The sequence below is a fragment of the Salinivibrio socompensis S35 genome (assembly GCF_000513715.1).
Taxonomy (GTDB): domain Bacteria; phylum Pseudomonadota; class Gammaproteobacteria; order Enterobacterales; family Vibrionaceae; genus Salinivibrio; species Salinivibrio socompensis.
The window spans coordinates 1-9,873 of sequence record NZ_AQOD01000101.1; the positions used below are offsets into that span (position 1 = coordinate 1).

Sequence of the window (9,873 nt, forward strand, 5' to 3'; positions counted from 1 at the left end):
CAGATAAAGCTAGCATGCCAACGGTAGACGGCGAGTCTCTCTTGGTGCAGGTGACGGTTACCTAACAGGCGATCCATCCGCTTTATGTTGTGCTTAGTTCTAGCTTGGCAAGGTAAGTTGCGACCAAGTTCGGTAAGCGTAAGCGTGTTGCTCTCAAGCAATGCTCGGCAAGCTAACATCAAGCTATTAAGTCGCTTTAAATGCAGTTCAGGGCAGAATTGGTAGAGAGAGTCATGTAAGATATTGAGTTCGCACATCTTGTTGTCTGATTATTGATTTTTGGCGAAACCATTTGATCATATGACAAGGTGTGCATCTACCTTAAATTGATGATTTTTATCTAAATCATCAGGGGATTCCTCAGTACTTAGCCCGCTTAATCACGGCATCACGGCGAGCTCAGATTTATTGCGTCAGTAGTGCCGCGATGCCAATAATGATAAAAGCAATAGTAATTAATGTCGTGAGCGGTTTAGAAATACTCAGTGAAGGATCGCTCAACGCCGGAGATTTTGTCGCCGGAGGTGGGGATAGATCAGGTTGATTATCCGCCGGTGTGGTTGGCCGTTGCGCAAAGGTTTGTTGTGGTAGCGCAACACGAAACCCAAACTCACCGACCACGTCGAAAGGCAGACATTTTTTACCATTGCGGTAAGACTTGGCCATGAGAGACGTGACCACACTTTGGTGCTGCGCAAAAGAGCTATCTGGCAGGGCGACTTGTTTAAACAAAGTACGGCTAGACAGCACCTCTCCGGCATAGTAGCAGAGCATTTCGAGCATCCGCGACTCTTCATACGATAACACGGTGATGGCCCGATCCATCCAATATAGAGTCCGGCTCTCTGGTTCAAAATCTACCTCAGGAAAACGGTAGCAGCGTGTATTTACTTTTGTTGTCATCATCAAGCCCACTCCAAACAACAGCCTTTATCAAAGTGTGGACTTAAATCACAGAACTGCAACTCGTCAACGCACCTTTTTTCTGGTATGGGAAAGTAGTCAAGATGTCAGGGTTATTATCATAAGGTAATAATAACAATGAATTAAGAGAGGAAAACCGCTATTTACTTATAGCGGTTGTCAAATCTGCCGACTTAGAGGGGATAGGCTCGCGACTTGTTGGGAGATAGCCGCGGTGGAGATAAACGCGCGTAGGGTAATGATGATCAAGCCAACGTTAAGCGACTAAAGACTCGACATAATGGTAGACCGCTTTGAGGATACGTACCTTGTGCTCATCAGCCTGATAGTGATCCGCCAGTTGTTGTAGGTTTTCCATATACGTGGGAAGATGTGTTTCAAAGTAATCGCGACGATGCATAAACCATTGCTTTTGTTCATCATCAGTGAGTGTCCACGGATAGTTTCGGGCACGATAACGAAATAACAAGGGTTTGATGCGCCAATCGTCGACACTCAAATCAATCCCGGCAAGGTTTTCTGGATCTTGCGCGCGAATGATCTCCATGGCGCTGCGATCGCTTTTTGAAAAAAGCCAGCATACAGTGCCGTATCGATATCCTGATCGTCAAAGGCCTTGGATTGTGCGAATACTGCGACGAGTTTCTCTCGGAGCTCGGGGGCTGCCTTTAGTGCTTTAAGGTGTTGAAGACACGCTTCTCTATCCACCCCGAGACGTGCGGCATCGTCAGGGCGAAGTACCTTGGCATCGGCTAACACCGGGCATTTGTTGATGTGGATAAGCTTTAACGGTGCCGGCAATTGGTCGTCACTAAGCGCTTGACGTGGCGTATATAAACGCTCACGAAGGCATCGGCATCAAGCTCAAACAATGGCGATGGATCGCGAGCGAGATCAATAGTGATCACCGCATTGGGGTTCTCAGGGTGCCATGCCATAGGCACAACCCAACTGGTGTTGCCACGCTCGGTGCCAAACATGCCTGAGACATGCACCAGTGGCGTCATATTGACCACGTCAATCAGGTGCTTAATTTTATTTTTATGCCGGTGAGTGAGCAGGTAATCAAACAGCCGAGGTTGCGCGGCTTTGATTTTTTTCGCTAATTCAATCGTGGCGTGTACATCCGCCATCGCATCATGCGCGTCACTGTGTTCAATGCCATTGGCGACGGATAAGTTTTCTAACTTGAAGCTGGGTTTGCCATTTTCATCATGCGGCCATTCAATGCCCTCGGGCCGTAATGCGTAGCAAGCGCGCATCACATCGAGTAAATCCCAGCGCGAGTTACCGTTTTGCCAACTCCAACCGTACGGGTCAAAAAAATTAACGGTACAAGGTATAACGCGTAACTTCGTCATCAAATCGAACGTTGTTATAGCCAATAACACAGGTGTTCGGTTGAGACAGCGCTGCATGAATTTGAGCAATGAATTCGGGCTCGGGTAGCCCTTTTTTCAGGGCGAGTTGAGGGGTAATGCCCGTGACCAAACAGGCCTCTGGGGCCGGCAGGTAATCATTCGGTGGTTGGCAAAATAACACTAGCGGCTCGCCGATGATATTAAAATCACTGTCGGTGCGAACGCCAGCAAATTGGCAAGGCCTGTCTTTGCCCGGATGGGTACCGAACGTCTCAAAATCGTAAATAAAAAAGGTTGGCTGGTCCGCGTCTGTCACAATCGAATCCAATTTGATCAAACAAAAGAAAAGCAAGAGTCAATACCCTGCCGATAAGCGCTCATGGTAAACAAGCGCCTATAGTCAATGGACATCCATGGTAACACTGGCAGGGCACATCACCAATCCCAACGGTGGTAAGATCAAAGACATCAAAGCCTGCCAGATGACGGGCTTTGATGTGTAACGCAGAAACAGAGAAAGATTAAGAGGCGAGACGCTTCAGTGTTTGCTTCGCTTCATCAATAGCTTTTGTTGCGTTTTCTTCGCCCATTGCCAAGCCTTCTGCGTAGACGAAATCGACATCCGTGATCCCGATAAAGCCAAGAACGGTTTGCATATATCCGGTGACATGATCGGTTTGTCCCCCTTTGTGCATACCACCTCGTGTGGTGACCACAATGGCGCGCTTACCGGTTAGCAATCCTTCTGGACCGTTTTCGGTATAACAGAAGGTCACCCCTGCGCGGGCAACCAAATCAATCCACGTTTTCAGTTGCACAGGATGGTGAAGTTGTACATCGGCGCGGCGATGACCAATGTATCGCTTTGCTGCACTTCTTCGATGAGCTGATCCGATGCGTGTTGGACTTGTTGTTGCTGCTCAGTGAGATCATCCGCGCCACGTAAGCCACCCACGTTATTCCCCGTCAAGATTGGCAAAGGAGTGGCAGCAAGATCGCGCTCAATCAGCGTCTCTGGAGACAAGGTATCTACCACGCTATCAATGACTGCGTTTGAGCTAGAGTGGGGGCCGAGAATGCTTGATTTTAAGACCAGCGCTTTCATGTATTTCTCCTTGAAATGGGGTGGCATGATTAAGAACACGTTAGAGTGTAGAGAAACGCCACGGTAAAACCAGCGTATAAATTCGTCAAACTTGTTCAAAAATTTGATGGTCCTCGCTGCTTCTCACTGCTGAGTTGCGCTGAGTGGACAGGGGCGTATGATATCGCCCGCTTGTGGAGACACAACGAGATTTGAGGAAATGCACGTGAAAAACTTATTTATGTTAGACGTGGACGGTACGCTGGTGGACAGCTGCCAAATGGACCACGAGTGTTTCAGTCAGGCAATTTATGCGGTCACAGGCTTAGCCGTTCCTGATAACTGGGGAAGTTATACCAATGTGACCGATGCGGGTATCATTGAAGAGTTAATCGATACCCATGGACTCAACCATGACAAGATCAAGCTGTTTAGAGAGATTAAACGGGTATTCACGCAAAAATTGGCGATTGCGATTACAGATCAAGGCGTAGCGCCAATGCCCGGAGCGGTAGAATTTATTCAAAAAATGCGCCATGTGCCCTCAGTTGAATTAGCGATTGCCACCGGCGGATGGGAAGAAACCGCACGGATGAAGCTCAAAGCAGCAGGTTTTCATATCGATGGCATTGTATTTTCATCTTGTTCAGATGCCATGAGCCGCAGTGAAGTGATGGCGTTGGCGGCGTTTCGTGCCAAACAAGATTACGGTGTGCATTTTGATCGTCGTATTTATTTCGGTGATGGTGTATTGGATAAGCAAGCCTCTCAGTCACTGAACTATGAATTCGTTGCGGTAGGCGACAAGGTAGAGCACGATGTGCGTGTCAATCACTTTGCGAATCCTCAAGCGATTCTTGGCAAGTTAGGAATTGAGGACGTTGAGCGCCAATACGCGTGACCGTCATTTAAGCGGGGTGATTCAAAAAAGCAGGTGCTGTTTATTGCGCCGGCTTTTTATATGAAGAATGGTAACATCAGATCGTTATGACGTTGAGCAGGGGTGTGGTGTCTCGCTGACCCGATCATTGTCTTGTGATGAAAAGTACGCCTGGGTTTCTTCAATCACGACCTTACGCAGCAATAACAAGCCGATGAGGTTAGGCACCGCCATTAAACCGTTAACAATATCGGCAAGAATCCAAATCGTGTTCAGTTGGATAAACGCGCCCGAGGCAATCAATCCAATGAAGCAGAGCTTATAGATATAAATCGCTTTTTTGCCAAACAGATATGCCACGCAGCGCTCGCCATAGTAGTGCCAGCCTAAAATGGTAGTAAAGGCAAAAAAGAGCAGACCGATATTGACCAACATGGGGCCAATACTGCTTTCCATTCCCACGGCAAACGCATGTGATGTCATTGCCGCTCCGACTAATTCGCCCGACCAAGATTGGGTTAAAATTAACGTGAGTCCTGTCATGGTACAAATGATCAGTGTATCGATAAAGGTCCCTGTCATGGACACCAAGCCTTGCTCGACGCACGAATCCGTTTTAGCGGCGGCCGCTGCAATGGGCGCGCTACCCAAACCAGATTCATTAGAAAACACCCCACGCGCAATCCCTGACTGAATGGCGAGCATCATGCCTGCGCCAGCAAAACCGCCTGTGGCCGCCATGCCGCTAAACGCGGATTCAAACACCAAGCCAACGGCATGAGGCAATTGCGATGCATTGGCGCCCAATACCCACAAACAGGCTGCCACGTACAACACCGCCATCACCGGCACGATTTTGGCGGCAACCGCAGAAATAGATTTCACCCCTCCCAAGGTCACCAAGGCAACCAGCACTGTGAGAATAGCGGCGACGGCAACAGTTGGGATATTAAATAAATGGATCGCAGCGCTACTAATGGCGTTCACTTGTGGGAAGGTACCAATCCCAAAACAGGCGACGCCTAAACCGAACAGGGCAAACAGTTTGGCTAAAAGCGGTTGGCCGGCACCTTTGGAAAGATACATCATCGGCCCGCCAAGCATGTTACCTTTATGATCGGTTTCGCGGTATTTCACCGCCAATAAACACTCAGCGTATTTGGTCGCCATGCCTAAAAAGGCCGCGAGCCACATCCAAAAGAGTGCGCCGGGACCACCGAGAGAAATCGCCGTGGCAACGCCGATAATATTCCCGGTGCCAATCGTGGCAGATAACGCAGTACACAATGCCGCAAAGCCAGACACATCGCCTTGGGTTTTGGCATCAGACGGTTTGAAAATTTGCTTAAGCGCAAACGGTAAACGGCGGAGTTGGAGCAAGCCCAAACGGACGGTAAAAAATAATCCGGTGCCAGTTAACAACAATAAAAGTGGTGGGCCCCAAATCCAGTCGTCAATGGTGGCGAGAAGCGCGGGTATATCGGGTAGTTGTGAAAAAAATGGCATTAATCCCCCTTTAAACATCAAAGGAGAAGATAGACCACACTAATATTAACAAAAGTGCTACATATTGGGGTGGGTATCTCCTCTGTCCTTTTGCCTGAGAGTTTCACTTGAATACAAGCTTGCTCCTTCGGCGCCCGAATTAACGGGTCTCTCCAGAGTTTCCTCCAACAGCAGTCCATACAATTAAGTGCCTGAAAGATTTACTTCTTCGGCGGATGGCATTTGCCATCTCTCTCCTGCTGTCTTCATCGGAACGTCGTGATGACGGAAAGTATGATAGATCACAGAAATATGAATGCAATGCAAAATTAAGTGAACAGGGCATTGTTCTTCTGAAAAGGATAAAATTATTGGTTTATAGAAGGTTCTACTAGCTAACGGCGACGCGTGATATGCGCTAGCTTGCTAGGTGTGTCCTACACGGATTCACGCCAATTTTTAAACGCAGTCGCTTAATGTTATGAGACATTGGCCGATAACGTCATTACTATTAATTTGCTACCACTGACACAACGAGCCCTAGCATGACCACGTGGAACGAACTTTTAGGCGTCAATGCCGGTGAAACTGCCGAGCAAGTGAAACAACGCTATAAGCGACTTTCTAGCCGTGTGCATCCGGATAAAGGCGGAAGCACAGGGCTAATGCAGCTGGTCAGTGAAGCGTATCAGGCCATTAAAGCAGGGAAGGGTGAGGGCAGTGCTCTGGGTCAATCGCAACGTGAAGGAAACCAGGCGGCATTGCGCAGCCAAATCGCGCGGTTACAAAAAGAGTTGGCTAGTTTACAACAAGAAAATCGCACCCTTAAATCACGCCAGGCCGGCCAACAAATCCCGGCGCACCTTACCGCTAAAATTGCCAAACTAGAGTTTGATAATCGCCAGTGGCGAGAGCATTACCAAAAGCTAGAGCGTCAACATCAAACCTTAGAAGGGCAACATGTTCGCCTAACCCGCGAACACGATCAGGAAAAACAAGACGCCACTCAACGCAATCGTGAGCTCAAAGACGCGCTAACTCGGGTAGAGCAGCTGGAAACTGAACTGACGCATAAAGCCACGCCAGTTAAGCTTAAACCAGCCAAACCCGGGCTAGCTTGGCGTTGGGTTGTTGCTTCATGGTGCGTCATCGCGGTGGCCATGGTTCCGTTTGGACAATGGCAAATGTGGTTGAGCGCCTTATTGGTGAAAGCCAATCTCAGACCGCCCAACGCGTGCGTATTGTTAATCCTCAACCACCGGTCTCGGAGCCGGTTGACACAGTAGCGTCCACCCAGCCATCCGTAGCACCGCCACCGAGTCTGCCCGACGCGCCGATGATTGCGCTCAACCCCACGGCAGAACAATGGCATATCAGCCAGTATACGGACATTGCTCAACCTTATCTGGCGCTTCGTAGTGACCAAGGCTCATATATCGTGGCAAACTGTGTGGGCGATTTTTACATTTATTTAAACCGCAGTTATCAGCCGTTGCGTGTGCCTCCTAACTTAGATTACGTCACTCAGCGGCAGCATTTTTATGTGTATGCAATTCCTTATGGCCAAGGTGCATCTATCGATAGTTGGCAATTAGCACGTAAGGTACAAATATTTGATGATACCTTTGTCAGTGCCGATCTCACGCCAAAGTTAAGTGCGTTTGAACAGTCGTGCCGACAAACCCCCGGCTTAACCGCGGTTAATTTATAGCGGTCATGCTCGAAGGTGCCAGACCGTCATACGTTAAGGAAATCTGACTCAGTCCGGCTGGATGTATTACACTGATCAATAAGCAATAACATTTATTTGAGGTCAGTCACTATGCTTGATCAAGCGATGTTTGCGTACCAATATGATCCCCCGCGTCAAGACAGTGTTAATGGGGTTTTTCGACGCCATAACATCGCGGTGTCGCATTCGATATCGCTGGAAGCGAGTGTGTCAGGGATTGGGATCCCAGCTTGGTCGGAAACGCGCACAGCCGCAAGCCAAGATGCGGGTGTAGTGAAAACCATGATGACACAGGGCGCCAGTGTGATAGGCCAAGTGCAGGTGGATCCGCTCGGCTTTAGTATCACCGGTTTCAACCCTTTTTACGCTGAACTTCGTAACCCGCATTATCGTCAATATCGCGTGGGCGGTGCCAATGCAGGTATCGCAGTGGCTGTGGCGAAAAAGCTAGCTGATTTCGGTTTGGGTAATGATGCGTTTGGGGGAGTACGGATCCCTGCTGCACATTGCGGTCTCTTTGGTTATCGGCCCACACCCGGCTTGGTGGATACTTCCGGGATCATCGCTATGGCTGATACCTTTGATAACATTGGCGTATGCAGTGCTAGTCTCGGTCTTTTAAGTCAGTTCCAAGAGCTGGTAGCAAAGCCCTCAACCGCAGTCACTAATATTCAAGGTGTGGTCATCGCTGAGCCTATTTTTGCTTCGTTTTATTCGGATGAGGCGATGAAGCAGGTCTATCAGCAGCTCGAGCAGCTTAACCTGCCTCAAGAAACCACCTTAGCGATGAATAAATTGGTGCTCAGCCGGATAGAAAAAGCCCAAGTTGCGATTGCTAGCCAGGAGTTTCTACTGATGTACCAATCTTGGTTAGACAGCGCCAAGCTGGATTTACCAACCTCCACACAAGGGTATCTTGAACGTTTGCGAGAAGTGGATTACAAAGCCCACTACCAGGCCAAGAAAACGCGTAAGCAGCTAAGAGATTCTATTACCGCCATGTGGTCGAGCGATAAAGTGATGATCATGCCGTCGACACCAGGGGCGATTTTACCTCGTGATGCGGACCAACCGACAAGTGATAGGTTTAATTTAGCCCAACGCCGTCTCGTGGCGTTAGCCGATGTGTGTGGCTTACCACAACTGACGATTCCTTTATTTACCCATGAAAATGTGCCCTACGGGATAACATTACTCGCGCATCCTTATAAAGATAAGTTGTTGATGGAAGTCGCGCGTCGGTGGTTAAATTAAAGGAATGATTGCTTCCTTATCCTCTGGTTCGTCAAGAAATTTCTATAAAAAGACTGTTTTCTTTATTAAGGTTATGATTTTGAACTTTAAAATAAGTTTAATGTTGTGTGTTTACTATCAACAGAAACTGTGGATAACTAGTGGGATTAGTCGGTGTTTAACTTTATAAATGTTTGATTTATATAGGTTTATTTTAGGATTGTATTGGTTTTATCAAGCGGCCTTCGTATTATAAGAAAGTGACAAATTAGCTGTCACCTTCCTGTAACGTTTCTGAGACGCCCAATTAACGTGTCACTCCTCTTCATCAAAACACGATCTATCGCTAAGGCTGTCACTTTTTGGCGGATTTTATTTTGTATTGCGTCTTACAGTGGCTACGCATGACGTCCTCTGAGCGTAACGCCTGATGCTTCGTTTTTCGCCCGCGAGTACGTGCTCGCCACACCTTAAAGCTACGTGGCTTCAGTTCACGCCGCATCAATGCAATCACATCGTCCTGGCGCAACCCATATAACGTCTCAATGGCCTCAAACGGGGTTCTATCTTCCACGCCATCTCAATAATTCGGTCTAGGTCACCGAGATCGGTCATTTGCATATGCACCTCCTTGGTATCAAGCCCACATAAGTACGCATAAGGTGAGGAACGCGGATCAATGAGAGCGGATGAGTAAATACCCTCTATTACCCTTCTTTTTTGGCTCTTTAAAAATAAACTGTAAATACAGTTAGTTACGGAAGGCTATTTTTAACAAGGGTAAAAGGCAATTTTTATCCTAATCGCCTGTTGTACCCGAGATTCCGCAGCTATTTTTAGAATTAATTTCGCCGAAGATGCCGACACGTTCGTGACAATTTCGAAATCTTTCTGCCTTTGAGGAACTAGCAGAGAGGCATGTGATTTTTGATGACGAGCCACGTTTGACCTCCTGATAGTAGTGAGAGATAGTTTAACCGAGTATTGATATCAGAAACCGACTTAGGTAGCCACCATTGAATGACCTAGCCACTCGTTACGTGATGGGCGTCACGTAATTTATTAGATAATTAGGTGCGGAATGACGGTTAGATTCAAAGAGTGGGGATATGTACATATAAAAAATCAACCATATACCAACACAGCCAATAACAACAGAAAGAATAATAATTAG

General features: G+C 47.8%; 6 protein-coding genes, 4 pseudogenes and 2 riboswitches. Of the genes and pseudogenes, 4 read left to right on the forward strand and 6 right to left on the reverse strand.

The window, feature by feature from the left end; translation table 11 throughout:
- From DZ54_RS21180 to DZ54_RS21195, 4 genes and pseudogenes are all read right to left on the reverse strand, one after another.
- Positions 1–257: pseudogene (locus DZ54_RS21180) on the reverse strand (IS4 family transposase); the annotation flags it as partial.
- 148 nt (positions 258–405) lie between these two features.
- Complete coding sequence (locus tag DZ54_RS21185) at positions 406–906, reverse strand: hypothetical protein (RefSeq protein ID WP_128080511.1); 501 nt, start codon at positions 904–906, stop codon at positions 406–408.
- A 274-nt stretch (positions 907–1,180) separates the two neighbouring features.
- Positions 1,181–2,601 (reverse strand): annotated as a pseudogene (gene sbcB / locus DZ54_RS21190) (exodeoxyribonuclease I).
- A 205-nt stretch (positions 2,602–2,806) separates the two neighbouring features.
- Positions 2,807–3,390: pseudogene (locus DZ54_RS21195) on the reverse strand (FMN-dependent NADH-azoreductase).
- Between the two features lie 205 nt (positions 3,391–3,595).
- Between DZ54_RS21195 and DZ54_RS0111390 the strand changes: the two are divergent.
- Positions 3,596–4,270 carry an HAD family hydrolase gene (locus tag DZ54_RS0111390; RefSeq protein WP_240473983.1) on the forward strand — a complete coding sequence of 225 codons (675 nt, stop codon included), beginning with the start codon at positions 3,596–3,598 and terminating at the stop codon, positions 4,268–4,270.
- Positions 4,271–4,354: 84 nt separating this feature from the next.
- On the opposite strand, the gene DZ54_RS0111395 is transcribed toward DZ54_RS0111390, so the two are convergent.
- Entirely contained in the window at positions 4,355–5,755 is a 1,401-nt protein-coding gene (locus tag DZ54_RS0111395; RefSeq protein WP_025674199.1) for an alanine/glycine:cation symporter family protein, read from the reverse strand.
- A gap of 80 nt (positions 5,756–5,835) precedes the next feature.
- A riboswitch (glycine riboswitch) is annotated at positions 5,836–5,913 on the reverse strand.
- Between the two features lie 3 nt (positions 5,914–5,916).
- A riboswitch (glycine riboswitch) is annotated at positions 5,917–6,004 on the reverse strand.
- A gap of 275 nt (positions 6,005–6,279) precedes the next feature.
- On the opposite strand from DZ54_RS0111395, the gene DZ54_RS0111400 reads away from it, so the two are divergent.
- The 3 genes from DZ54_RS0111400 to DZ54_RS0111410 all read left to right on the forward strand — a co-directional run bounded on the left by DZ54_RS0111400 (position 6,280) and on the right by DZ54_RS0111410 (position 8,720).
- Positions 6,280–7,020 carry a J domain-containing protein gene (locus DZ54_RS0111400; protein ID WP_025674201.1) on the forward strand — a complete coding sequence of 247 codons (741 nt, stop codon included), beginning with the start codon at positions 6,280–6,282 and terminating at the stop codon, positions 7,018–7,020.
- Between the two features lie 50 nt (positions 7,021–7,070).
- Positions 7,071–7,445: a hypothetical protein gene (locus DZ54_RS21200; RefSeq protein ID WP_025674203.1), complete on the forward strand. Its 375-nt coding sequence runs from the start codon at positions 7,071–7,073 to the stop codon at positions 7,443–7,445.
- Between the two features lie 111 nt (positions 7,446–7,556).
- Positions 7,557–8,720 (forward strand): amidase family protein, encoded by a 1,164-nt coding sequence (locus tag DZ54_RS0111410; RefSeq protein ID WP_025674206.1) that lies wholly within the window; start codon positions 7,557–7,559, stop codon positions 8,718–8,720.
- Between the two features lie 334 nt (positions 8,721–9,054).
- Here DZ54_RS0111410 and DZ54_RS21205 read toward each other — a convergent pair.
- Positions 9,055–9,314, reverse strand: a pseudogene (locus DZ54_RS21205) (TIGR03643 family protein).
- Positions 9,315–9,873 lie beyond the last annotated feature (559 nt).

What these genes read in the sequence shown, in the direction of transcription:
- DZ54_RS21185 (WP_128080511.1), bottom strand. Translation starts at nt 906, where the DNA reads ATGATGACAACAAAAGTAAATACACGCTGCTACCGTTTTCCTGAGGTA.
- DZ54_RS21200 (WP_025674203.1), top strand. Translation starts at nt 7,071, where the DNA reads ATGATTGCGCTCAACCCCACGGCAGAACAATGGCATATCAGCCAGTAT.
- DZ54_RS0111395 (WP_025674199.1), bottom strand. Translation starts at nt 5,755, where the DNA reads ATGCCATTTTTTTCACAACTACCCGATATACCCGCGCTTCTCGCCACC.
- DZ54_RS0111410 (WP_025674206.1), top strand. Translation starts at nt 7,557, where the DNA reads ATGCTTGATCAAGCGATGTTTGCGTACCAATATGATCCCCCGCGTCAA.
- DZ54_RS0111400 (WP_025674201.1), top strand. Translation starts at nt 6,280, where the DNA reads ATGACCACGTGGAACGAACTTTTAGGCGTCAATGCCGGTGAAACTGCC.